The sequence below is a fragment of the Sphingomonas sp. SP2 genome (assembly GCF_058313385.1).
The window spans coordinates 1656346-1679860 of sequence record NZ_JBZFLD010000001.1 but is presented as its reverse complement, the minus strand read 5'-3'; the positions used below and the strand labels follow the sequence as shown (position 1 = coordinate 1679860).

Genomic DNA, 23515 nt, shown 5'->3' with positions numbered 1-23515 from the left:
CCGGCTCCCTGTTGTCCCGATGTGACACGATTGCCCGCCGCGGTCACGCGATGATGTCCGGGACGCTGGCGTCCATTAGCTGCTGGATCTCGTCCTTGAGGCGGAGCTTGCGCTTCTTGAGCCTTGCGAGCGCGAGCAGATCGGCATCGCCCATCGCGAAGCGCGCGCTGATCTCGGCGTCGAGCAGGCGATGCTCGGCGCGGAGCGCTTCGAGGCGGGCGGTGGGCTGGTCGTCGTTCATGGATCGCGGTTCGTCGTTAAGCGGGAGGATTGCTACCGGATCGGCCGGGGCCGGTCACGCCCAGATGCGGGGATGATGCGGCAAATGGCGCAAAATGGGCGGGACAAAAGCGCGCTTTCGTGGTTTCTTCATGAAGCTGTCACACCAACGAAAGGGAATGACGCACGATGGAAAAGGCACACGTCGAGGCACTCGCATCAAAGCATGCCGCACTTCAGTCGCAGATCGATGCGGAAGAACAGCGGCCCAACCCCGACGATATCCTTCTCCACCGCCTCAAGAAGGAAAAGCTGAGGCTGAAGGATGAGATGCTCGGCCTGACCGTGCATTAAGTTCAGGTGCCGTCCCCGTCGCTGGCGGGGACGGTCCCTCAATCGTCGCGGCTGATCTTCTCGATCCGCTCGTGACGCTCCTGCGCTTCGAGGGTCATGGTCGCGATCGGGCGCGCTTCGAGGCGGCCGAGGCCGATCGGCTCACCGGTCACTTCGCAATAGCCATATTCGCCCGCGTAAAGGCGACGGATGGCGGCGTCGATCTTGGCGATAAGCTTGCGCTGGCGGTCGCGGGTGCGAAGCTCGATTCCCCAGTCGGTCTCGCTCGAGGCGCGGTCGGCGAGGTCGGGCTCGCGCAGGGTGTCGACCTGAAGCTGGGCCATGGTCGCCCGGCTTTCCTCGATGATCGCCTCTTTCCAGGCCTTCAGTTTGTCGAGGAAATAGGCGCGCTGGAGCGGGCCCATGAATTCCTCGTCGTCGCTCGGACGATAGCCTTCCGGCAGGGTGATCCGATCGAACGGCTCCGGTGTGTCGTAAACGTCGCTAAGTGCGGTCGCCATCATCCCCTCCCCAAGGCGGGTCAGCGGCGGCGGCCAGTCCCAAAGGCGCGCCGGTACCAACCCAAAGCACACCCGCCGCCGAACCGGGCCAACCGGTAACCGGAGGCGATACCAAAGCTTTTCCAGAGCTTACGCCTGGCAAAAGCCAACAAACCCCTGCGGCGCCTGTACTTATGTCAGGGGCCCTGAACAAGCGGTGAAAATCGGCTTTGATGCGCGTTGTTGCCAAAATGGCGCAACGGCGGTTGCGCGCGCCTCATGCGGTGCCCATAGCCCCTTCCCATGCGCATCCTCCTGACCAACGACGACGGCGTGAATGCGCCTGGCCTCGCCCTCCTCGAGGAGGTGGCGCGCGGCTTTACCGACGACCTGTGGATCGTCGGCCCGGCCGAGGAGCAGTCGGGCACCGGCCATTCGCTCACCCTCACCCGCCCGGTGCGGCTGCGGCGACTCGGCGAGAAAAGGTTCGCGGTGGCGGGGACGCCGACCGACGCGGTGCTGATGGCGCTGTTCCACCTGATGCCCGACGAGCGGCCCGACGTGATCATCTCGGGCATCAACCGCGGCGCCAACCTCGCCGAGGACGTGACTTACAGCGGTACGGTCAGCGCGGCGATGGAAGGCGCGCTGGCCGGGGTCCGCTCGATCGCGCTGAGCCAGGTCTATGCCCGTGAGGGCATGGGCGACACCGTCCCCTTCGCCGCGGCCGAGCATTGGGCGCCGCGGGTGCTCGAGCAATTGCTCGCGACCGAGATGCCGGCGGGCACGCTGACCAACGTCAACTTCCCGGCGCTGCCGCCCGAGGAGGTCAAGGGGATCAAGGTCGTCCGCCAAGGCATCCGCGACTATGGCCGGACCCGGATCGTCCAGCGGACCGACCCGCGCGGCTACAATTATTACTGGTTCGGGCTCGGACCCTCGGTCGAGACCCCGGGCCATTCGACCGATCTCGAGGCGATCGGCGACGGCTATGTCTCGGTGACCCCGCTCCATCTCGACCTTACCCACGAGCCGTCGCTGGCGACCCTCGCGAGCCGCTTCGCGCCGCGATGAGCTTCCACGGCGAGGATTGGTATGCGTTCAAGCTGTTGATCGAGCATGCCACGGGGTGGCCGATGGACACGCTCCACGTCATGGTCGGCGTGCTGCTGCAACTGCTCTTCGCGAGACTGCTTCGCACCTCGCTCGCCGACATCCGGCCGTGGCTACTCGTCTTTCTCCTCGAGCTCGCCAACGAAACCTATGACCTTTGGTTCGAGCGCTGGCCGTCGCTGCCGATGCAGCTTGGCGAAGGCTTGCGCGACGTGATCGGGACGATGCTGCTGCCGACGATCCTGCTGCTCCTCGCGCGGCACCGCCCGGCCCTGCTCGCGCCGAGGCCGTGATCTTCTCCCCCACCCTTCGCACCGTCGCCAAGGCGCTCGGTCCGGCGGGACGGCGGCGGCTGATCCTGCTCGCCGGGCTGACGGTGCTGAGCGCGCTGGCCGAGTTCGCGACCATCACCGCCATGCTGCAATTGCTGCGCTCCTGGCTCGGCGACGGCGCCGCTGCGGCGGGCAGCCGGGTCTTCCTTCTCTTCGCGCTCGCGATCCTCGCGGCGGGAAGCATCCGTCTGCTGCTGTTCGCCGCGACCCAAAGGCTTGGCCTTGCCACCGGGCACCAGCTGCTGGTCGCGGTCCAGCGCCGGGTGCTGGCGCGGCCGTGGACGGTGCATGTGACGGCGCGGGGAAGCGGCCCACTCGCCGCCGTCGACCTCGTCGAGCAATGGCTGTTCGGCGTGCTGCTTCCGGTGCTTCAGGCCGGGTCGGCGATCGTGATCGGCCTAGGGCTTCTCGCAGCGCTCCTGTGGGTGAATGCCGAGGTGGCGATCGTCGCCGCGCTTCTCCTCGGCGTCCTGTTCCTCGTGGTGACGACCATCTCCCGCCGGTCGCTTCGCAGGGCGTCGGATGCGCTGGGCGAAATGTACGAGCTTCGCTTCGCCGCCATCCAGGACAATGTCGGCGGCCTTCGCGAACTGATCCTCGCCGGGTCGCGGGAGGCGGCGGCCGAGCGCTTCCGCCAGATCGACCGGACGCTGGCCGACGCGCGGACGCGAATGATGATCGTGGGCGGGGTGCCGCGGATCCTCGTCGAGACACTCGGCATCATCGCGCTGGCGCTGGTCGCGGCGTGGCTGGCGCAGCGCCCGGGCGGGCTCGCGCCGATGCTTCCGACACTGGCGGCGCTGGCGCTCGGGGCACAGCGCCTGCTTCCGCTCGCGCAAAGCGTCAGCCAGGCGGCGACCAACATGGCCGGGATGAACGGCGTCCAGCAGCGGATGGTCGCGCTGCTCGATGGGCCCGACCTCGACGAGAAGGCGCCCGCCGCTCCCCTTTCCTTCATCGGCCAGATCGCGCTGCAGGACGTCGCCTATGCCTATCCCGGGCGCGACGAGCCGGTGCTGCAGGGGATCGACCTCGTGATCCGGCGCGGCGAGCGGATCGCGCTGATCGGCCGCAACGGCAGCGGCAAGAGCACGCTCGCCGACCTCGTCATGGGGCTGCTGGAGCCCTCATCGGGGTCGATCCAGGTCGACGAGCAATCGCTTGCGCCGTCGGTGGTCCGCGGCTGGCAGCGCAACATCGCCCATGTCGCGCAGGCGCCGTTCCTGATGGACGCGAGCATCGCCCGCAACATCGCCTTCTCGGACGAGGCGCCCGACCATGCTTCCGTCGTGCAGGCGGCGACCAAGGTCGGGCTTCACGACTTCATCATGGCGCTTCCGCGCGGCTACGAGACGAGGGTCGGCGAGCGGGGGCAAATGCTGTCGGGCGGGCAGCGCCAGCGGCTCGCGCTCGCCCGCGCCTTCTACCGTCAGGCGCCGCTGCTGGTGCTCGACGAGGCGACCAGCGCGCTCGATCCGGCGAGCGAGCAGAATGTGCTCAGCGCGCTCGACGAGCTTCAGGCCACGGGCACGACCATCCTCCTCATCGCCCACCGCGAGACGATGCTGCGCGGCTGCGACCGAGTCTATCGCCTGAGCGACGGCCGGATCGAGCGGACTTAGGCGGCGTCGGAGAGGCTGGCGGCGCCCTGCGAATCCCGCCAGCTTTCGAACATCAGGATCGCCCAGAGCGCGACCGTGCTGTCGCGGCTGCCCGACTGGTGGTCGCGGTAGCGGCGGCGGACCGCCTCGACGTCGAAATAGCCGCCGCGGCGCAGCCGGTCCTCGGACAGGAGGTCGTCGGCCCAGGGCTTGAGCGGGCCGCGCAGCCACTCGCCGACGGGGATGCCGAAGCCCGCCTTGGGCCGGTCGGTCAGCGCCGGCGGGACATGGCGGTCAAGGATCTTGCGGATCGGGAGCTTGCCCTTGCCGCCGGCGATCTTCATCCCGATCGGCACCCGCGCGGCGGTCGCGGCGAGGCGATGGTCGAGGAAGGGCACGCGGGTCTCGAGGCTGACCGCCATCGAGGCGCGATCGACCTTGGCGAGGATATCGTCGGGGAGATAGCCAAGGGCATCCTCGAGCATCATCAGTTCGGCCGGGCTGGCGCCAGCGACCGCGACGTCGGGAAATGGCGGGCGGGTCGCGCCGAGCACCGGATTGGCTTCAAACGCCCATTCGTCGACGAAGGAGCGATAGACGTCGGCGGGCTCCCTGGCGCGGGTCGCGACCTTGAGGCCCTTGGCGATGCGGGCTGCGCCGCTCCCCTTGGGCCCGCTCCGGACGAGGAGCTCGAACCACTTTTGCGGCAGGTCGCCGAGCGGGCGGCCGAGGGCGCGCAGGCCAGCCGGGACCGGGGCGAGCTTGCGCCACAGTTCGGGCCCGATGATGTGCCGGTTGTAGCCGCCGAAGAGCTCGTCGCCGCCGTCGCCGGTCAGCGCGACGGTCACATCCTGCTTGGCGAAGCGGCTGACCAGATAGGTCGGAATCTGCGAGCTGTCGGCGAAGGGCTCGCAATAGATGCTGGCGAGCTTGGGGATGACCGAGAGCGCGTCGTCGGGAGTGACGTAGAGTTCGTGATGCTCGGTCCCGAGGTGCGCCGCGACCGCGCGGGCATGGGGCGCCTCGTCATAGCCCTGCTCGGTGAAGCCGATCGAATAGGTGCGGACCCTGGCGCCCGAGACCTGCTGGTAGAGGGCGACCACGGTCGAGCTGTCGAACCCGCCCGAGAGGAAGGCCCCGACCGGCACGTCGGCGACGGCCTGGTCGGCGATCGCCTGCCGAAGGCCGGCCTCGACCGCGTCGAGCGCCTCGGTCTCGTCGGTGAAGGGGGAGCGGAGGCCGGCTTCGACCTGATCTCGATAGGACCAGTAGGTCTCGAGGCGGACCCCGCCCGTGACGGTCCCGACCCGCGGCGGCTCGCGCAAGGGATCGGCGCCCGGCGACAAAGTGAGGATGGTGGCGGGGGGAAGCTTGAAGACGCCGCGATAGATGGACAGCGGCGCCGGCACGTTGACCCGCGAGGTCAGCGCGGCGACGGCGTTGCGGTCGATCTCCGCCGCGAAGCCAGGAACCATCCGGAAGGCCTTGATCTCGGACGAGAAGACGAGGTCCCTCCCGACCCATCCATAGTAAAGCGGCTTTTCGCCGAAACGGTCGCGGACGAGGTGGAGTCGGCGCTCGGCCCGGTCCCAAAGCGCGATGGCGAACATGCCGACTGCGCGCGACAGCGTCACTTCGAGGCCCCAGTGGGCGACCGCCTCGAGCAGGGTCTCGGTGTCGCTGTGACCGCGCCAGCCGGCCGGCGGGGCCGCGCCGGCGGACTCGAGCTCGGCCCGGATTGCGCGGTGATTATAGACTTCGCCATTGTAGCAGATGACGTACCGGCCGCTCGCCGAGGTCATCGGCTGCGCGCCGTGCGGGCTGAGGTCGACGATCGCGAGGCGGCGATGCGAGAAGCCGATCCCGGCGTCGGCGTCGTTCCACACGCCGCCAGCGTCGGGCCCGCGATGGGCCTGGCAGTCGCCCAGCCGGCGCAGAAGATTCTCGTCTCCGGCGCGCACGCCCATGATTCCAGCGATGCCACACATTCGGCCGTCAGTAGCGGCGCGCTACTCTTGTGGGAAGCACGGCTAGTCAGCCCTGCCATCGCTGGCTAAAGCCCCCGCGTTCTCCACGGACTTATGGATCTTAAGCAATGCGCATCTGCATGATCGGCACGGGCTATGTGGGCCTGGTGTCGGGCGCCTGTTTCGCCGACTTCGGCCATGACGTGACCTGCGTCGACAAGGATCATGGCAAGATCGACGGGCTGCTGGCCGGGCGGATGCCGATCTGGGAGCCGGGCCTCGAGGCTTTGGTCTCGCACAATGCGGCGCGCGGGCGGCTGAAGTTCACCACCGACCTCGCCGAGGGCATCCGCGACGCCGATGCGGTGTTCATCGCGGTCGGGACCCCGGCGCGGCGCGGCGACGGCCATGCCGACCTCAGCTTCGTCTATGCCGCCGCCAAGGAGATCGCCGGCGCGCTCACCAAGCCCGCGGTGGTGGTGACCAAGTCGACCGTGCCCGTCGGCACCGGCGACGAGATCGCCCGCATCCTCAAGGAAAATGGCGCGCCCGAGGGGACCGGCGTCGCCTCGAACCCCGAATTCCTGCGCGAAGGCGCGGCGATCCGCGATTTCAAGATCCCCGACCGGATCGTGGTCGGCGCCGAGGACGAGATGGCGCGCGAGATCCTGCGCGAGGTCTATCGGCCGCTGTTCCTCAACAAGGCCCCGATCCTCTTCACCGGCCGGCGCACCGCCGAGCTGATCAAATATGCCGCCAACGCCTTCCTCGCGACCAAGATCAGCTTCATCAACGAAGTCGCGGACCTGTGCGAAGCAGTCGGCGCAGACGTCCAGGAAGTGAGCCGCGGCATCGGCCTCGACAACCGGATCGGGCCGAAGTTCCTCCACGCGGGCCCCGGCTATGGCGGAAGCTGCTTCCCGAAGGACACGCTGGCCCTGCTCCAGACGGCCGAGGGCGCGGGCGTGCCAATGCAGATCGTCTCGGCGGTGGTCGCGGTCAACGACGCGCGCAAGTCGGCGATGGCCGACCGCGTCTCGGACGAGCTTGGCGGGGACCTTCAGGGCAAGCGGATCGGCGTGCTCGGCCTCACCTTCAAGCCCAATACCGACGACATGCGCGACGCGCCGAGCCTGGCGCTGATCAAGCGTCTCCAGGAAGGCGGCGCGAGCGTCGCGGCGTTCGATCCGGTCGGCCGCGAGCAGGCCGAGCCGATGCTGCCGGGCATCATCTTCGCCGAGGACGCCTATGCGGTGGCCGATGGCGCCGATGCGCTCGTGCTGGTGACCGAGTGGGACGAATTTCGCGCGCTCGACCTTCGCCGCCTCGCCGAAGCAATGCGTGGCAAGCATCTGATCGACCTTCGCAACGTCTACGAACCCGCCGATGTCGCCCGCGCCGGGCTCAGCTATCGCGGCATCGGGCGCGGCGAGCAGCGCGCTTGATCGCGACGCCATGACCATCCTCGTCACCGGCTGCGCCGGCTTCATCGGCATGCATGTCGCCAAGGCCCTGCTCGAGCGGGGCGAGACGGTGGTCGGGCTCGACAATCGCAACGCTTATTACGACCCGCGGCTGAAGGATGCGCGGCTGGACGTGCTGCGCACGTTCGACGCCTTCCGCTTCCTCGAGCTCGACCTTGCCGACAACGAGGGGCTGGTGTCGGCGCTCGACAGCGTGGAAATCGACCGGATCGTCCATCTCGGCGCGCAGGCGGGGGTCCGCTTCAGCCTGGAATCGCCGGCAAGCTACATCCGCTCGAACCTTGTCGGGCATGCCAACATCCTCGAGCTCGCGCGGCAGCGGAAGGTCGCGCACGTCGTCTATGCCTCCTCCTCGTCCGTCTATGGCGGCGGGACAACGCTGCCGATGTCGGTCGAGCAGCGGGCCGACCGGCCGCTCTCGCTCTACGCCGCGACCAAGCGCGCGGACGAGCTGATGAGCGAAAGCTATGCCCACCTGTTCGCGCTGCCGCAGACTGGGCTTCGCTTCTTCACCGTCTACGGGCCGTGGGGCCGGCCCGACATGGCGGTCTGGCTATTCACCGACGCGATCCTCGCCGGGCGCCCGATCCGACTGTTCAACGAAGGCCGGATGAAACGCGACTTCACCTTCGTCGACGACGTGGTGAACGGCATCCTGCTGACGCTCGACCGGCCACCGGCCGCCGACGGCCAGGAGAAGCCGGGCGGAAGCTTCGCGCCGCATGCCATCTACAATATCGGCAACAACCGGTCCGAAGAGCTGATCCGCCTGGTCGAGGTGATCGAGCAGGCGACGGGCCGAAAGGCCGCGGTCGAGATGGCCCCGATGCAGCCCGGCGACATGGTCGACACCTACGCCAACGTCGACGCCATCGCGCGGGACACGGGGTTCAGGCCGAGCACCGCGCTCGAGCAGGGCGTGCCGCAATTCGTCGGCTGGTTCGAGGAATGGCGTAACATGAGTGGAGACGGGCGTGGCCGCTGAGTGGATCAAGAATCGTATCGTCGAAACCGTTCGCGGCGGCATGTTCCAGGGCCTCTGGTCGCGCGCCGTTCACCTCGGCCGGATCGGCCAGGGCTTCTACGCGACGACGATCAGCGCGAGCGGCGAACTGGCGGTGCTCAAGCGCTTCGCATCGGCGAAGGTCGTGTTCGACGTCGGCGCCAATGAGGGCGACTATGCCGAAGCGGCGGCGGCAGCCTGCCCGGAAGCCACCATCCACTCCTTCGAGCCCTCGCAGACGGCCTATGGCAAGCTGCAGTCGCGCGTCGGCAGCAATCCCGCGGTCAAGCTCCACCACGTTGCGCTCGGCGCCGAGGAAGGCACCGCCGAGCTCCATCATCACGAGCCCGGCGACACGATCGGCTCCCTCCTCGACATCCGCGATCCGGTGCGGCCGTTCGATCCGGCGCTGACCGAGACGGTCCGGATCACCACGCTCGACCGCTTCTGCGCCGAGCAGGGCATCGAGCGCATCGACTTCCTCAAGATCGACGTCGAGGGTCTCGAGCTGGACGTGCTGAAGGGCGCGAGGTCCCTCATCGCCGGCAATGCGATCGGCGCGGTGCAATTTGAATTCGGGGTCGGCAATGTCGACGCGCGGACCTTCCTGCGCGACTTCTACGACCTGCTTCAGGGTTATGACTTCTACCGGATTACGCCGGCGGGCCTCCAGAACCTCGGCGCTTATTCAAACGACCATGAAGTCTTTCTGCCGTGCAACTATCTGGCGATCCGTCGCGCGGATCGCGACTAAGCGGCCGGGTGACGCTGCTCGATCTCGCGGACGACCCGGGCGGGGTTGCCGGCCACGATGACATGGTCGGGCACGTCGCGGGTGACGACGCTGCCCGCGCCGACGATCGCGCCCTTTCCGATCGACACGCCGCCAAGGACGATGGCGCCGGCGCCGATCCAAACGCGGTCGGCAATGCGGATCGGGGTATCGGCATATTCGGGCAGTTGCTCGCGCCCGAAGGTGCGCGGATCGAGGCCGGCCGCGACCAGCATCGCGCCGGCCGAGATCACGACATCATTGCCGATGTCGATGCCCGAGCGACCGATCAGGAAGGCGCCGTGATTGATGGCAAGATTGGTGCCGACGCGGATCGAGCCTTTATCGATGACCGTGAACGGCCCGAACGCCTGCGCGTTGCCGCCAAGTTTCCACTTGCCCAGCAGGCGCCAGAACAGCTGCGTCACCGATACCATTGCAATCAACCTTCATCCTCGCGGCGCGGCATGACCCATGGTTAAGGCGCTGCGCGGCTTGCTGGGCCGACACAGCATGATCCTCGTTGGAAGCTCAAGCTTTCTCATCCGCCTCGCCGCCCTTGGAGCGACTTTTCTTACCGGGGTGCTGGTCGCCCGCCTGCTCGGGCCCGCCGACTACGGCCGCTTCGGCCTCGTCATTAGCCTGTCCGCCCTCGCCGCGACGCTGCCGATGATCGGGACGCCGCAGCTGGCGGTGCGCGAGATCAGCATCGCGCTGGAGCGGAACGACCGCGCGCAGGCGGCGGCGCTGGCGGGCGGCTATCTGTTCCTCGTCGGGATATTGTCAGTCACCCTGATCGCGATCTCGGTCGTGATTGGCGTGGCGTTGGGCAGCGATCGCCACGACCTGTTCCTGATCGCCGCGGGTGCACTGCTGGCGATGTTCGCCGCGCTGATCGGGCTTATGAGCGGCATCCTTCGCGCCTTCGGATCGCTCAACCGCGGCCAGATCGTCGAAGTCGCGGCGCGGCCGCTGCTGACCGTGCTGCTTTACGCCGGGCTGCTGCTTGCCTCGTCGCGGATCACGCTCGCGCTCGCGGTCGGGGTGCAGGTCGTCGCGGCGGGGCTTGGCGTGCTGCTGCTGGTGAGCTGGCTCCGGCGCGCCATGACCGCGCCGCTCCATCTCAGTGCGTCGGCACTGCCCGGGGGCTGGCTGAAGGCCGCGCTTCCGCTCTGCGCGGTCGATTTCCTCCGCCAGCTCGACGGTGCCTATGGCCTGATCCTGCTCGGGCTGCTCGCGAGCGATTCCGAGGTCGGCTTCTACCGCGTCGCCTTGTCGTGCGCGGTCATCCTGTCGATGCCCGCGACCATTTTCCACATCACCCTTGCCCCCCGGATCGCGCCGCTCCTCGCCAACCGCGACGAAAGGGCGCTGACGTCCCTGTTCGCGACCGTGAGCCTGGTGCTGTTCGGTGTGCTCGGGATCGGAACGCTGGCGGTGTGGCTGATCGGACAGCCGCTGCTGATCCTCGCATTCGGGGCACAATATGCTTCGGCCTACGGGCCGCTCCTGCTGCTGTCGGTCGCCTGGTGCGTGTCCGGCCTGTTCGGCATGGGGCCGATCGCCCTTGCCATGGGCAGCAGCGAGAACGTGCTCATCCGCATCTACCTGATCGCGATCGTCTGCGGCGCGATCGTGAGCTTTGCCGCGATCGAGGCCTTCGGGGCGACCGGGGCCGCGCTCGGCCAGCTGGTGTCATTGTTCCTGACCGGGCTGCTGTCCGAGCTTCACTGCCGGCGCAAATGGGGCCTCAGCCTCCTGCCGACGGCGATCCTCCTGCGGCGAGCGCCTCTCTCCCGCCTCTAGCGCTCGGGTTCAGCCGCGACCGTGCAGCAACCGCACGGCGCGCTCCGGACCAAGCGCCACCAGCGCGGTCGCCCGCGCGAGGTCCTTGGCGAGGCTCCCCATCTGCCGCAGCTCGGCGGCATTGCGGAGCAGGAGACCAAGCGCGGCCCAGCGCCGATGGCCGGCGTAGAGGTCAGACAAGGCCGACGCGATCGCCTGGCGCCGGGCGACCATCGCGACCCGTTCCGGCGGCTGCCCGAAGCGCTGCTGGATCCGCGTCATGGCCTCGAGCGTGTTGGCGGTCCGGCGATAGTTGCGCGCAGCCTTGGCCGGGGTTCGCGCATCGCCGCTGTGGTTCGACCCGTGCAGCCGGTAGCGGAAGAGTTTCTCGGGTAGATAGCCGCTTTTGCTGCCCGGAAGCGCTGCGAGCCAGGTCGCGAGCGGCCAGTCCTGATAGGTATTGCGGGGGTCGGGCAGCGCCGTGGCGAAGCGGGCGAAGCCGTCGGGGTCGGCGCGGGAACGGCGGAAGCACATGGCGCTCCCGAGCCAGACATAGTCGCTATGCTCGAGGATGCCGTCCCTGACGAAGTTCGGCCAATCGGCCTCGGCGACCTTGGCCATTTCCTCCTCAACGCGGCTGCGGCGCTCGATGATCGCATCGTCGCTGTCGATGAAGCGGAGGTCGTGGGTGAGGAAGACGAGGTCGGGGTCGGCGGCGAAGGCGGCTGTGACCGCATTGAGCTTGCGCTTCTCCCAGAGGTCGTCGCCGTCGAGCAGGCAGATGATGTCGCCGTTCGCCCGGGCGATGCCGGCGAGCATGGCGTTAAGGACGCCGCCGTTCTCGGGAAGGGCGAGGAGTTCGACCGGATAGCGGGCAGCGACGGCGCGGCTGTCGTCGGTCGAGCAATCGTCCACCACGATGACCTGGCGGGGCGGTCCGCCCTCCTGCTCGAGCACCGATTCGATCGACGCGCCGAGATAGCGCGCGAGATTGAAGCAGGTGATGATGACGGAGACGCTAGGCTTGGACACGGGCGCGATGTGGCAGCCCAGGCGGGCGCCGTCCACTCGCCTTCACGTTACGCCCTGGCGCGCCGCCCCTCAGCCGTGGGTAAGGGCGGGCCGTACCGGGCCGAAAGTGGCGGTGGCGGCGCCGATCTCCCCCACCCGCGGGCGGCCGAGGATGGTGCAGTCGACGCCCATGACGCGGCGGACATGGAGGGCCAGGGCAAGGTTCATGAAGGCGACTCCGGCGGCCGAGCCGAGCGCCGCGCCGATCCCGCCAAAGATGGGGATGAGCAGGCTCTCGATGAGCAGGCTGAAGGTGACGGTGGCGCCGAGGACGAGGAAGGACGCGCGCTCGTGCCCGGTGAGGAGGGTCAGCGACGCCGCCGAGCCGGTCGCGGCCATGACGATCCCGCCGACGAGGCTGATCAGGACCATCGGCACGGCGGCGGAGAAGGCCGGACCCCAGAGCGGCAGGATGTAGGGCGCGGCGATGGCGAGGCCCGCCGAAACCAGCAGCGCCGAGGCGACCGAGAGCCGCGCGGTCAGGCGGGCGACCGAAGCCACTTCGTCGAGGTCGCCGCGGTGATAGGCCTTGGCGATGCGCGGCCCGGTCACATAGGTGACCGCGACCACGCCGAAGATGGCAAGCCCGGACAGGCGGCTCGCCGCGGCATAGAGGCCGGCCTCGCTGCTTCCCGACAGGAGGCCGAGGAGCAGGATTTCCTGCTGGTTGAAGAATTCCTTGAGCAGCCCGAGCAGGCCGATCACCGAGCCGACCTTGAACCACTGGACGCGGTCCGAATAATCGGCGGTCTCGGCGGGGAGCGCCTTGATGTCGCGCCCGAGGCGGGCGAGGCAGATGATGGTCGCGATGGCGACGCTCGCGGCGGTCAGTGCCATCGCCCGCGTCGCATCGATGGCGGTGCCGACGAAGGCGGTCGCGAGCAGCAGGAAGATCAGCACCGCGGGACGCAGCATCTGCTCATAGAATTGCGATTCGAAGATGTGATCGCAGGTCCGGAACAACGCCGAGACGACGCCGAGGATCGAGAGGAAGATGGCGAGCACCGCGGCGCCGAGCAGCAGGGCCGGATCGAAGCCCCGCAGGAAGGGCGCGTCGAGGACCCAGGCGAGGACCAGCATCCCGATCAATGCGGACCAGGCGAGGAAGATGGCGCCGAGGGCATTGGCGAAGAAGCCGCGCAGCGCGCCGTGGCGCTGCTGCTCGCGGTAGACGGAGGCGAAGCGAAGCGCGGCATTGTCGAAGCCGCAGCGGATCGCGATGCTGGCGATCGTGCCGCAGCCGAGCGCAATCATATATTGACCAAATTGCTCGATACCGACGAGGCGCGACAGCACGAGGCTCGCGACGAAGGCAAAGGCAAGGCCGGAGACGCGCACTAGCAGCGACAGCGCGGCCTGGCGGAAAATAACCTGCCCCAGGCTCATGCGCGGTCACCCGGCACAACAGTTTGGTAAAGAGACGTATCCCTGAAGATGTAATCGATCCCGCCCATGCGGGCGGTGATCGGCGCCAAGTCTTACCAAAACAATGAAGGGCGCCGCCTTGGTTGTGATACTTCCATATTGGGAAGATTGGCTGGATTCCGACGATCTTTATTAGCTTTGGATTATGCTGTTCGAATCTCCGCATAGTTGATCGTCGCACGGCCCGGAAAAGCGGCCCATCTCTGCGACTTGAGACACGCCCGCCCTCGCCCGGCCCGATTTGCCGCCGAACGAGGCGCGCGGCTAAGCGGCCGCCATGTCCCGTATCCTGTACCTTTCCTATGACGGAATGACCGATCCGCTCGGCCCCAGCCAGGTCCTGCCCTATCTCGAGGGCCTTGCCCGCCTTGGTCATCGCATCACGCTCGTCAGCTTCGAAAAGCCCGAGCGAAGCGCGGCCGAGCGCGCGGCGATCGCCACGCGGTGCGACGCCGCGGGGATCGCGTGGGAGCCGCAGCGTTACACGCAGCACCCGCCGGTGCTGTCGACGGTGAAGGACCTGCGGGTGATGACCCGGGTCGCCGAGGCGCTCAACGCGCGCGAGCGGTTCGATATCGTCCATTCCCGAAGCTATCTTCCCGCCCTCGTCGGCGCGCGGATGAAGCGGCGGCACGGCACGCGCTTCCTGTTCGACATGCGCGGCTTCTGGGTGGACGAACGGATCGAGGGTGGCCTGTGGCGCCTGTCGAACCCGGTCTATGCCGTGGTCGCCCGGTGGTTTCGCGGGCAGGAGACGAGCCTGCTCGCAGAGGCCGACGCGATCATCAGCCTGACGGAAGCGGGCGAAGCGACGATCAAGCGCTGGCGCGGGTCGGATGCGGGCCCGCCGGTGACGGTCATCCCCTGCTGCATCGACGAAGCCGCCTATCCGCCGATCACCCCCGAGCGGCGCGCCGAGGGCCGCAAATTGCTCGGCATTTCGGAGACGGCGACGGTCGCGCTGACCGTGGGCTCACTGGTCGGCTGGTATCGGCTCGACCGGATGATGGCGCTGTTCGCCGAGCAGCGCCGGAAGGATCCGAGCGCCATCTTCCTGTTCGTCACGCGCGACCACCGCGATCTCATTCTCAGCGAGGCGGCACGGGCCGGCGTCCCGACCGAGGCGCTGCTGATCCGCTCGGCGACGCGCGACGAAGTCCCGCTGTTCGCGGCGGCGGCCGACTATGCGGTACTGTTCGGCAAGGCCGGCACCTCTCCCCTCGCCCGCTCGCCGGTCAAGCTCGGCGAATATCTGGCGATGGAGCTGCCGGTCATCACCGACCGGGTGATCGGCGATGTCGGGGTCATCATGGAGGAGAGCGGCGCCGGCGTGCTGGTCGATCGCTTCGATGCCGAGGGATATCGCGCGGCAATCAGCGCCATGGCTGGGCACACCGCCGATCGAGACCGTTCGCGCGGCGCCTTCCGCCGCTGGTTCGATCTCGATCAGGGTGTCCGGCGCTACGCCAACGTCTATTCGGCCTTGTCGAGATAACCGACGTAGGCCTCGGCGAGATATTCATCGAGGCATTCGCGCCAGTCGCGCATCCGGTACATCCCGCGGAGCTCGAGCTTCTTGGGGATGAGGCGCTCCGAGGCCGGGCGGGCAGCGAAATATTCGGCCTTGAAATAGTCCGAGTGGACCGGGGTGACGGCGACCTTGTCGGCCAGCCCACACGCCTTGACCAGATATTCGGCGACCTCGAGGCGGCTGGTCACGCCAGCGCAGATGAGGTTGTAGACGCCCCAATAGCCCGAAGCGAGCAGCAGCTCGACGTTGCGGGCGAAGTCGAACGTGTAGGTCGGGGTGCCGAGCTTGTCGTCGACGACGTGGAGTTCGGTCTTGCCGGCCTTGAGCTGGGCCATCAGCTTCTGGACGAACTTCTTGTCCTTGGCCGGGCCGCCGCCCATCATCCAGCCCGCGCGGCAGACCAGATACTTGTTGCAATTCTCGACGACGTAACGCTCGCCCATATATTTGCTGCGGGCATAGTGGCCGAGCGGATTGGGCTGGTCCCAGTCGTCGTACGTGTCCTGCGCGCCGTCGAAGATTCCGGCGGTGCTGATGTAGAGCAGCGGAATGTCGAGCTCGTTGGCGAGGTGGACGGCGGTTTCGACCGGAAGCGTGTTGGTCGCATAAGCGTCGTCGGGATCTTCCTCGCAATATTCGAGGCTGGTGTGCGCGCCGAGGTGGAACAAGGCGTCGGGCGCGAAGTCGAGAACGTCGCGGCGATAGGCCTCGGAATCGCGGAAATCGAGGAACGACAGCCAGTCGGCGTTGACGTCCTTGTCGGTGCAGCGGACCTCGTTGCGGTCCGAGAAGACACGATAGAAGGCGTCGCCGAGCATGCCGCCGCAGCCGGCCATGTAGATTTTCTTGTCTTGCATGGTCAGGCCCTTAGCGCCTGCTCCAATACCTGGCGATACTGAATGGCGACCGCATGCTTCGAATATCGTTCGAGGACGTCGCGGCGGGCCTGTTCACCGAGGCGACGGCGCAGCGCGGGCTCGTCGATGAGGCGGGTGAGCGCGGCGAGCCACTCCTCGTCGGAGCGGACGAGGAGGCCGTTGACGCCGTCCTGCACCACCCGCGGGGTGTTGCCGATGTCGCTGGCGACGCAGGGCAGCGCGAAGGCCATGTACTGGATCGCCTTGAGCCCGCTCTTCCCGGAGACCCAAGCCTCGTCGTCGAGCGGCAGCGGATAGACGCCGATGTCGATCCCCTGCAGCTGCGCCACCTCCTCGGCGGCCGACCAGCGCAGGACCTCGAGGTCGACGCCCGGAAGCTCATAGTCGAAGTTGCCGATCACCCGTAGGCGGAAGTCGCGCGTCTCGGCGAGGCGCTGGAAGACGGGGCGGAGGAGATCGAGGTAGATCCGCGAGCTGAACGTACCTGTCCAGCCGATGACCACCCGGTCGTCATTGTCATAGCCATTGATGGGCTGGAAGCGGTCGGTGTCGACCGACGAGGTGATGTAGGTCGCCGCATGCCGCTGGTTTTCAGCCGTGCAGCGTTCAGCAAGCTCGGGTGAGGAGGTGATGACATGGTCAGCGGCACGCACGAGGTAGCGCGCCTTGCCCGACCCGCGCAGCAGGCGGAGCAAGGGATTGGGATTGTCTCCCCCACCCTTCGCCTCGAGCACGCTGTCCTCGAGGTCGAACACCAGGCGCCGACTGAGCGCCCGGGTCAGACGCTCGAAGAGCGGCGGCCCGAGCGGGGTGACCCACATGAAGCTGTAGACGAGGTCGTAATTGCGCAGGCGGAAGAGATCGCGGACGCGTCGCGCATAGCCGCGCAGCGTGCCGATGATCTTGGCGCCGGCATGGCCGGGCTCGAACACAACCGACCAGAAACTGCGGTCCATGAACGGGCTGACCACGACTTCGTAGCCGGCGGCCTTCCAGTCGCTGTAATATTGCTCGAACTTGAGACGCTGTCCCGCGCCCGTGTCCACCGGATAGGGGCACAGGACGAGGATCCGGCGCGGTTCGCCCTGACGCGGCATGGCTTCAGGCGGCCTTGGTTCCGCAGGCCACCCAGAAGGGCTCAGAATCGCTGAAGCGGATGTTCTCCAGTCCGGCCGCCGTCATCATCTCGGCAATCTGCTTGCGGGAGAAGCGCTGCTCGAGACGGGTCCCGAAACGGTCGAGGGCGTCGGTCCGCATCGTGTAGAAGCCAAGGTTGCGATAGGTGGTAAGCGGCCAGTTCTGGACGTCGCGCCCGGCTCGTTCGGCCAGCTTCGCGCCCTTCGCGAGCGGGAGGTAGACGGTCGCGGCGATGCCGGTCGTCACCGCCTTGCGCAGCGGAAAGGGAAGCCAGCAGATGCCGCGGCGGACGACGTCGGTCGCCTGCCAGATCCCGCGGAACCATGCCGGGCGATTGTCGAGCGCATAATAGAGATAGACGAGGAACGGCGCGCCGGGCTTGAGCTTGGCGGTACAGTCCTTGAGCGCGCGGGCGGTGTTCGGAATATGGTGCAGGACGCCGAGCGAATAGCCGAAGTCCTGGCTGCCATCCGCGAGCGGGATCTGGTCCGCGGCGGCATGGTGGAAGACGACGTTCGGCTGCCCGGCGAGGCGGCGGCGGGCGACCGCCAGCGCCTTGTCGGCGGGGTCGATGCAGTGGAGGGTCCCGACCTTGGGCGCTACATGCGCCGCCCAGCGGCCCGAACCGCAGCCAAGGTCGAAGCCTTCGGCGGACGGGGGCAGGTCGGCCCAGGGGAAGATGCCGAAGTAAGCATCGATCATCCGCTGGTGATCAAGATCGCTCATCGCGGTCTGGTCGAAGGCGTCCCATTCCTCCCCGAAGCCGGCGACGGTCTTGGCGTCGAGGTTGCTGCTGCCACTCATTGATCTGGTCTCGTCAGTTCGCGCACGGTCGCGGGGAGGCTTTCGCGCCAGTGCGGCAGCGCGAGGCCGAAACGGCGTTGGAGCTTGTCGCCCGAGAGGACCGACCAAGAGGGTCGGGCAGCCGGGGTCGGATAATCGGCGGTGGTGATCGGGACGATCCGCGTGGGAAGGCCGGCGGCGCGCATGATCTCGGCGGCGAATTCGGCCCAGCTGGCCTGGCCCCCGCCCGCGGCATGATAGGTTTCGCCCCAGCCGGCGGATTCGCCCGAAAGGCGCCGCTTGGCGAGGGCGAGGATCAGGGCCGCGAGGTCGGGCGCGCTGGTCGGCGAGCCGCGCTGGTCGCCGACCACGCGGATCTCGTCACGGTCGCCGGCGAGGCGAAGCATGGTCTTCACGAAATTCTGGCCGAAGGGCGAATAGACCCAGGCGGTGCGAAGGATGAGATGGTCGGGCTGGCCCGCGCGGACCTGCTCCTCGCCCGCGGCCTTGGTCTGGCCGTAGACGCCCAGGGGGGCGATCGGCTGGTCCTCGCCAAGCGGGGCATCGCCGTCGCCGCCGTAGACGTAATCGGTCGAGAGATGGATGAGGGGAGCACCGATGGCCGCGGCCGCCGCGGCCACTTCGCCCGCCGCATCGGCATTGATCCGCCGGGCGAGCTCGGGCTCGGTCTCGGCCCGGTCGACGGCGGTATAGGCCGCGGCGTTGACGACGAGGTCGGGCCGCACCTGCTCGATCGCCCGCGCGACCGAACCCGGCTCGGCGAGGTCGCAATCCGGGCGGGCGGCGAAGACCAGGGTGATGCCGGGATCGGCGGCGGCGGCCTCGGCGAGGCTGCGCGCGACCTGGCCTTCGCGGCCGGTGACGAGGATCCTCATCCGGCTGTCCCGAGGCGCTCGCCGGCATAGCGGCCCCGCAGCGGCTCCCACCACCAGCGGTTGGCGAGATACCAGTCGATCGTGTCGCCGAGGCCCTGCTCGAAGCTGCGCGACGGGGTCCAGCCGAGCTCGCGCTCGATCTTGGCGCAGTCGATGGCGTAGCGCCGGTCGTGTCCGGGGCGATCGGTGACGAAGGAGATGAGGCTCCGCCGCGCGTCGCCGCTGGCGAGCGGCTGGCGCTCGTCGAGAAGGTCGCAGATCGCCTCGACGACCTGAAGGTTGGTCCGCTCGGCGCGACCGCCGACGTTGTAGCTTTCGCCGACGCGGCCGTTCAGCAGCACCTGTTCGAGCGCCTCGGCATGATCCTCGACGAACAGCCAGTCCCGGACATTCTCGCCCTTGCCGTAGACCGGCAGCGGGCGGCCCTCGAGGGCGTTGAGGATGACCAGCGGGATCAGCTTCTCGGGGAAGTGATAGGGTCCGTAATTGTTCGAGCAGTTCGACAGGACGACCGGCAGGCCGAAGGTGTGGTGCCAGGCGCGGACCAGATGGTCCGAGGCGGCCTTGCTCGCGCTGTAGGGCGAGGACGGCGAGTAGGCGGTCTCCTCGGTGAAGATGCCGCTGTCGAACGGAAGGTCGCCGAACACTTCGTCGGTCGAGACATGGTGGAAGCGGAAGGCGTCGCGCGCTTCGCCCTCGAGGCTGCGCCAATAGTCGAGCGCGGTCTGGAGCAGGCGATAGGTGCCGACGATGTTGGTCTCGATGAAGACGCCCGGGCCGTCGATCGAGCGGTCGACATGGCTTTCGGCGGCGAGGTGCATGATTCCCTCGATCGCTTCCTCGCGGAGGACCCGGCCGAGCAGGTCGGAATCGGCGATGTCGCCTTCGACGAAGCGATGATTGGCCGCGCCCTCGACGTCGCGCAGGCTGGTGAGCGAGCCCGAATAGGTCAGCTTGTCGAGGGTGACGACATGATGCCCCTGGCGGACGAGACGGCGGACGACCGCACTGCCGATGAAGCCGGCGCCGCCGGTGACGAGGATCCGGCTCATGCGAAGATCTCCGCGTCGGCGAGGAGCGGCGCAGCCTGGTCCTTGGCTGACAGGAGCCACTCGCCGGCGGGCAGCGGCCAGTCGATGCCGATCGCGGGATCGTCGGGGCGGATCGCCCGATCGTGGCCGGGGCTGTAGGGCGCGCTGACCTTGTACTGGACTTCCGAGCCGTCCTCGAGCGCGACGAAGCCGTGGGCGAAGCCGGCGGGGACGAGCAGCTGGTTCCAGCTGTCGGCCGAGAGGATCACCCCGGTCCACTGACCGAAGGTCGGGCTCGAGCGGCGAATGTCGACCGCGACGTCGAACACCGCGCCGCGGCTGACCCGGACGAGCTTGGCCTGCTCGAACGGCGGGAGCTGGTAGTGGAGCCCGCGAAGGACGCCCCGTGCCGAGCGACTGTGATTGTCCTGCACGAAGGCGAGGTCGATCCCGGCCTCGCTAAAGCTCGCGGCATTCCAGGTTTCCGAGAAGAAGCCCCGGTCGTCGCCGAAGCGCGCGGGCCGGATCTCAAGGACGCCGGGAAGGCTCGTCTGGACGACCTCAACCATCGGCCAGCTCCCGCGCGCGGCGGCGGAGATAGGCGGCGTAGGCGGTCTTCCCGAGACGGTCGGCACGGGCCAGCACCGCGTCGGTCGAGAGCCAGCCCTGCTCCATCGCGATCTCCTCAGGGCACATGACCTTGAGGCCCTGGCGCTGCTCGATGGTGCGGACGAACGAGCCCGCGTCGTGGAGGCTGTCGTGTGTGCCGGTGTCGAGCCAGGCATGGCCGCGGCCGAGCCGGGTTACGTAGAGCTCGTCGAGCTCCAGATAGGCGCTGTTGACGTCGGTGATCTCGAGCTCGCCGCGGACCGACGGGGTCAGCGAGGCAGCGATGTCGAGCACGCGGTTGTCGTAGAAATAGAGGCCGGTGACCGCCCAGTGCGACTGCGGATTGGCGGGCTTTTCCTCGATCGAAGTGACCTTGCCGTCGGCGGCGAAGCTGGCGACGCCATAGCGTTCGGGATCCTCGACCGGATAGACGAAGACGGTCGCCCCTTCCTCCCGCGCGGCGGCGTTCTTGGCCAGCTCGCTGAGGCCCGCGCCGTAGAAGATGTTGTCGCCAAGGACGAGCGCCACCCGGTCGTCGCCGACGAAATCGCGGCCGATGATGAAGGCCTCGGCAAGGCCGTTGGGCTGCGCCTGCTCGGCAAAGGAGAGGTTGAGCCCGAATTCGGCGCCGTCGCCGAGGAGCCGGCGGAACTGCGGCAGATCGTCGGGAGTGGAGATGACGAGGATGTCGCGGATCCCCGCCAGCATCAGCATGCCGAGGGGATAGAAGATCATCGGCTTGTCGTAGACCGGGAGAAGCTGCTTCGAGATGCCCATGGTGGCCGGGTAGAGGCGCGTACCGCTGCCGCCGGCGAGTATGATGCCCTTCATCGGCGCATCCCCCGCGGCGCGGGACGCTTGGCAGTATTGGTCATGACGGTCAGCGTCCTGAATCGGAGAAGAGAATGGTCTGGTAAGGAAGCCAGTAGTCGGCGTGGACGGCGTAGTTCAGCCACACGAACAGCACCGCTGCGGCATAGCCGACGACGGCGAGGCGGCCGATCACGGCATTGGTCAACCACAAAGGCAGACGTGCGATCACCGCCAGCTGAAGCGGCATCAGGTAGAGCGAGACGCGGTCGACCGCGGTCGAACTCGGCGTCAGGACCAGGGCGACCACGGTCAGGAAGGAGACAATGGTGAAGTTGCGCCAGATCTTGCCCTCGACCTCGCTGAACCGCATCGACTTGCGGGCGATGACGAAGATCGACGCGGCGAAGGCGAGCTGGGCGACGCGGATCCACGCGCCCTGCGAGGAATAGCGCGCGTCGATATAGTTGGTGCGGAACAGGGTGACGCTGTCCTGGAGGAACAGGACGTAGAGCGAGATCGACAGGCCGACGACGAGCAGGAGGCCCGTGGCGCGCGAGCGCGGGAAGATGAAGCCCATCAGCGGAAGGACGACGATCGCGGTGCGGTGGAACAGCGCCGCGGCCGCGACATAGCCGGCGAAGCGGACGAGGCCCCCGCCCCTGATCACGCCGGAAAGCCCGGCCATGAGGAAGCCGAGCGCCGCCGCCTGGCGGGTGTAGCCCATGGCGACGACGATGATGAGGTAGGGAATGGCGACCACGATCACCAACCACGGATCGGGCTGGCTGCGGGCGAAGCGGTAAAGGCCCCAGGTGAAGATGGCCGCGCAGACGAGGTTCACCTGCCAAAGGGTGCCGCCGATCTCGGCGATCAGGCCGTTGAGGAACTGATAGCCCCAGTCGCCCTGCGCGATGTTGGTGTCGAACTTGGCGAGGCTCGAGTAGCGGAAGATGTTCTCGTAGTTGAACCAGTCCGCGCCGACCTCGTAGCGAAGCCCCACCATCAGCGCGACGATGATCATCCCGACGATGAACATGAAGCTGTTGAGCGGCGTGCCCGTGCCCACCCCCGCCACCGGCTGGCCGTTGACGTCGACCGGCAGCGCCGCGGCCGCCTGGGCTCGGATCCGAAGAAGCCCGCCAAGGGCGAAATACAGGAAAAGAAACCAGTAAGGCAGCATGCGGGTGCCGCTCTACACCGCTGACCCCGGGTGGCAAGGCGGCTTCTCGAACAAGGCGGCGAACGGTGCAGCGGGCCGCTCATGGCCATGGGCCGATGGCGCGACTATATTGGCGGCATGCAGCGGGAAGCGGACTGGAACGACTGGCGCTCCTTCCTCGCGGTCGCACGGAGCGGAAGCACGCTCGCGGCCGGGCGCGCGATGCGGGTCAGCCAGACGACCGTCGCCCGGCGCATCGCGGCGCTCGAGGAGGCGCTCGGCATCCTCCTCTTCGAACGGCGTCCCGGCGGCTATGCGCTGACGGCAGCCGGCGCCGAACTCGTGCCCCAGGCCGAGGAGGTCGAGCGGGCTGCGCTCGCGGTCCAGGCGCAGGCCCGGGCGGCGGGACGCGATCTTGCCGGCACGGTGCGGATTACCGCTGAGGAAATCTTCAGCAGCACGCTCCTTGCGCCCATGCTGCTCGATCTGCGCGAGCATTATCCCGACATCCGCATCGAGATCGACAATACGATCGGCCTTCGCGACCTGGGCGCGGGCGAAGCCGACATTGCGGTGCGCAGCAGCATCAATCCGCATGGCGCGGGCCTTGTCGGCCGGATCATCGCCCGCGACGACTGGACGCTCTATTGCAGCCGCTCCTATGCCGAGCGTCACGGGAGGCCGGCCAACGTGGCAGCGCTTCGCAACCATGTGATCATCGGTGGTGGCGGTGGCCAGCTTGCCCGTGAATGGGGCGAATGGATCGAGCAGGCTGACCTTCAGGACCGGGTGCTGATCGAACAGGGCAGCGCGTCGGGGCTGCTGAGCGCGGTCCGCGCCGGCCTCGGGGTATCGGTCCTGCCCAGCATCGTCGCCGACGGCATGCCGGACCTTATCCGTTGCGTGCCACCGATGGAGGAGAAGCGGATCATGTGGCTGCTGACCCACGAACGGGTGCGCCACCAGCCTGCGGTCCGCGCCGTCATCGACTTCCTTTACGACCGCCTGACCGCGCACATCCGAAGCCTCGACCAGGCGCGAGCGGCCTAGCTTTTCGCGGCTTCAGGTGGACG

24 protein-coding genes are annotated in these 23515 nt (G+C 67.8%); 10 read left to right on the top strand and 14 right to left on the bottom strand.

Annotation, left to right across the window (positions count from 1 at the left end):
- Positions 1-43: 43 nt before the first annotated feature.
- Positions 44-241, bottom strand: a complete 198-nt coding sequence (locus AC4GYU_RS08550; protein ID WP_491086462.1) for a DUF465 domain-containing protein — start codon at positions 239-241, stop codon at positions 44-46.
- Between the two features lie 167 nt (positions 242-408).
- On the opposite strand from AC4GYU_RS08550, the gene AC4GYU_RS08545 reads away from it, so the two are divergent.
- Positions 409-573: a YdcH family protein gene (locus tag AC4GYU_RS08545; RefSeq protein ID WP_491086461.1), complete on the top strand. Its 165-nt coding sequence runs from the start codon at positions 409-411 to the stop codon at positions 571-573.
- 38 nt (positions 574-611) lie between these two features.
- Here the strand turns inward: AC4GYU_RS08545 and dksA are convergent, their stop codons facing one another.
- Positions 612-1073: an RNA polymerase-binding protein DksA gene (gene dksA, locus AC4GYU_RS08540; RefSeq protein WP_491086460.1), complete on the bottom strand. Its 462-nt coding sequence runs from the start codon at positions 1071-1073 to the stop codon at positions 612-614.
- A gap of 282 nt (positions 1074-1355) precedes the next feature.
- On the opposite strand from dksA, the gene surE reads away from it, so the two are divergent.
- The 3 genes from surE to AC4GYU_RS08525 are packed head-to-tail and all read left to right on the top strand — an operon-like array spanning position 1356 to position 4119.
- Positions 1356-2126, top strand: coding sequence for a 5'/3'-nucleotidase SurE (gene surE, locus AC4GYU_RS08535; protein ID WP_491086459.1), 771 nt, complete (start codon positions 1356-1358; stop codon positions 2124-2126).
- The gene (locus tag AC4GYU_RS08530; RefSeq protein WP_491086458.1) at positions 2123-2458 is read left to right on the top strand and encodes a hypothetical protein; all 336 of its coding nucleotides are present in this window, start codon (positions 2123-2125) and stop codon (positions 2456-2458) included. Before surE ends, AC4GYU_RS08530 begins: the two co-directional genes overlap by 4 nt.
- Positions 2455-4119, top strand: a complete 1665-nt coding sequence (locus AC4GYU_RS08525; protein ID WP_491086457.1) for an ABC transporter ATP-binding protein — start codon at positions 2455-2457, stop codon at positions 4117-4119. The genes AC4GYU_RS08530 and AC4GYU_RS08525 overlap by 4 nt, the downstream gene beginning before the upstream one ends.
- Here the strand turns inward: AC4GYU_RS08525 and asnB are convergent.
- Entirely contained in the window at positions 4116-6086 is a 1971-nt protein-coding gene (gene asnB / locus AC4GYU_RS08520) for an asparagine synthase (glutamine-hydrolyzing) (RefSeq protein ID WP_491086456.1), read from the bottom strand. The genes AC4GYU_RS08525 and asnB overlap by 4 nt on opposite strands.
- A 107-nt stretch (positions 6087-6193) precedes the next feature.
- On the opposite strand from asnB, the gene AC4GYU_RS08515 reads away from it, so the two are divergent.
- The 3 genes from AC4GYU_RS08515 to AC4GYU_RS08505 are packed head-to-tail and all read left to right on the top strand — an operon-like array spanning position 6194 to position 9306.
- Positions 6194-7510 (top strand): UDP-glucose dehydrogenase family protein, encoded by a 1317-nt coding sequence (locus AC4GYU_RS08515; protein ID WP_491086455.1) that lies wholly within the window; start codon positions 6194-6196, stop codon positions 7508-7510.
- Between the two features lie 10 nt (positions 7511-7520).
- On the top strand, positions 7521-8534 hold the full coding sequence (locus AC4GYU_RS08510) for an NAD-dependent epimerase/dehydratase family protein (RefSeq protein WP_491086454.1): 1014 nt from the start codon (positions 7521-7523) through the stop codon (positions 8532-8534).
- A complete protein-coding gene (locus AC4GYU_RS08505) occupies positions 8524-9306 on the top strand; it encodes an FkbM family methyltransferase (protein WP_491086453.1) in 783 nt (260 codons plus the stop codon). The genes AC4GYU_RS08510 and AC4GYU_RS08505 overlap by 11 nt, the downstream gene beginning before the upstream one ends.
- Here the strand turns inward: AC4GYU_RS08505 and AC4GYU_RS08500 are convergent.
- On the bottom strand, positions 9303-9761 hold the full coding sequence (locus AC4GYU_RS08500; protein WP_491086452.1) for an acyltransferase: 459 nt from the start codon (positions 9759-9761) through the stop codon (positions 9303-9305). The genes AC4GYU_RS08505 and AC4GYU_RS08500 overlap by 4 nt on opposite strands.
- A gap of 37 nt (positions 9762-9798) precedes the next feature.
- Here AC4GYU_RS08500 and AC4GYU_RS08495 point away from each other — a divergent pair, with 37 nt between their 5' ends.
- Positions 9799-11130 (top strand): oligosaccharide flippase family protein, encoded by a 1332-nt coding sequence (locus tag AC4GYU_RS08495; protein WP_491086451.1) that lies wholly within the window; start codon positions 9799-9801, stop codon positions 11128-11130.
- 9 nt (positions 11131-11139) lie between these two features.
- Here the strand turns inward: AC4GYU_RS08495 and AC4GYU_RS08490 are convergent, their stop codons facing one another.
- Both AC4GYU_RS08490 and AC4GYU_RS08485 read right to left on the bottom strand, forming a co-directional pair.
- Positions 11140-12141, bottom strand: coding sequence for a glycosyltransferase (locus tag AC4GYU_RS08490; protein WP_491086450.1), 1002 nt, complete (start codon positions 12139-12141; stop codon positions 11140-11142).
- Between the two features lie 69 nt (positions 12142-12210).
- Positions 12211-13566, bottom strand: coding sequence for an oligosaccharide flippase family protein (locus tag AC4GYU_RS08485; protein ID WP_491086449.1), 1356 nt, complete (start codon positions 13564-13566; stop codon positions 12211-12213).
- 316 nt (positions 13567-13882) lie between these two features.
- Between AC4GYU_RS08485 and AC4GYU_RS08480 the strand changes: the two genes are divergently transcribed.
- Positions 13883-15100 (top strand): glycosyltransferase, encoded by a 1218-nt coding sequence (locus tag AC4GYU_RS08480; RefSeq protein ID WP_491086448.1) that lies wholly within the window; start codon positions 13883-13885, stop codon positions 15098-15100.
- Here AC4GYU_RS08480 and AC4GYU_RS08475 read toward each other — a convergent pair.
- The 8 genes from AC4GYU_RS08475 to AC4GYU_RS08440 are packed head-to-tail and all read right to left on the bottom strand — an operon-like array spanning position 15079 to position 22463.
- Positions 15079-15993, bottom strand: a complete 915-nt coding sequence (locus AC4GYU_RS08475) for an SDR family oxidoreductase (protein WP_491086447.1) — start codon at positions 15991-15993, stop codon at positions 15079-15081. The two genes, AC4GYU_RS08480 and AC4GYU_RS08475, sit on opposite strands and share 22 nt — an antisense overlap.
- Before the next feature lie 2 nt (positions 15994-15995).
- Positions 15996-17111, bottom strand: a complete 1116-nt coding sequence (locus AC4GYU_RS08470; RefSeq protein ID WP_491086446.1) for a glycosyltransferase family 4 protein — start codon at positions 17109-17111, stop codon at positions 15996-15998.
- A 4-nt stretch (positions 17112-17115) separates the two neighbouring features.
- Positions 17116-17955 (bottom strand): class I SAM-dependent methyltransferase, encoded by an 840-nt coding sequence (locus tag AC4GYU_RS08465; RefSeq protein WP_491086445.1) that lies wholly within the window; start codon positions 17953-17955, stop codon positions 17116-17118.
- On the bottom strand, positions 17952-18830 hold the full coding sequence (gene rfbD, locus AC4GYU_RS08460) for a dTDP-4-dehydrorhamnose reductase (RefSeq protein WP_491086444.1): 879 nt from the start codon (positions 18828-18830) through the stop codon (positions 17952-17954). The genes AC4GYU_RS08465 and rfbD overlap by 4 nt, the downstream gene beginning before the upstream one ends.
- Positions 18827-19882, bottom strand: coding sequence for a dTDP-glucose 4,6-dehydratase (gene rfbB / locus AC4GYU_RS08455; protein WP_491086443.1), 1056 nt, complete (start codon positions 19880-19882; stop codon positions 18827-18829). The genes rfbD and rfbB overlap by 4 nt, the downstream gene beginning before the upstream one ends.
- Positions 19879-20430: a dTDP-4-dehydrorhamnose 3,5-epimerase gene (rfbC, locus tag AC4GYU_RS08450; protein ID WP_491086442.1), complete on the bottom strand. Its 552-nt coding sequence runs from the start codon at positions 20428-20430 to the stop codon at positions 19879-19881. Before rfbC ends, rfbB begins: the two co-directional genes overlap by 4 nt.
- Positions 20423-21301 (bottom strand): glucose-1-phosphate thymidylyltransferase RfbA, encoded by an 879-nt coding sequence (gene rfbA, locus AC4GYU_RS08445; RefSeq protein WP_491086441.1) that lies wholly within the window; start codon positions 21299-21301, stop codon positions 20423-20425. The genes rfbC and rfbA overlap by 8 nt, the downstream gene beginning before the upstream one ends.
- Before the next feature lie 49 nt (positions 21302-21350).
- The gene (locus AC4GYU_RS08440; protein WP_491086440.1) at positions 21351-22463 is read right to left on the bottom strand and encodes an EpsG family protein; all 1113 of its coding nucleotides are present in this window, start codon (positions 22461-22463) and stop codon (positions 21351-21353) included.
- An 81-nt stretch (positions 22464-22544) separates the two neighbouring features.
- Between AC4GYU_RS08440 and AC4GYU_RS08435 the strand changes: the two genes are divergently transcribed.
- Positions 22545-23492 carry a LysR family transcriptional regulator gene (locus tag AC4GYU_RS08435; RefSeq protein WP_491086439.1) on the top strand — a complete coding sequence of 316 codons (948 nt, stop codon included), beginning with the start codon at positions 22545-22547 and terminating at the stop codon, positions 23490-23492.
- Positions 23493-23515 lie beyond the last annotated feature (23 nt).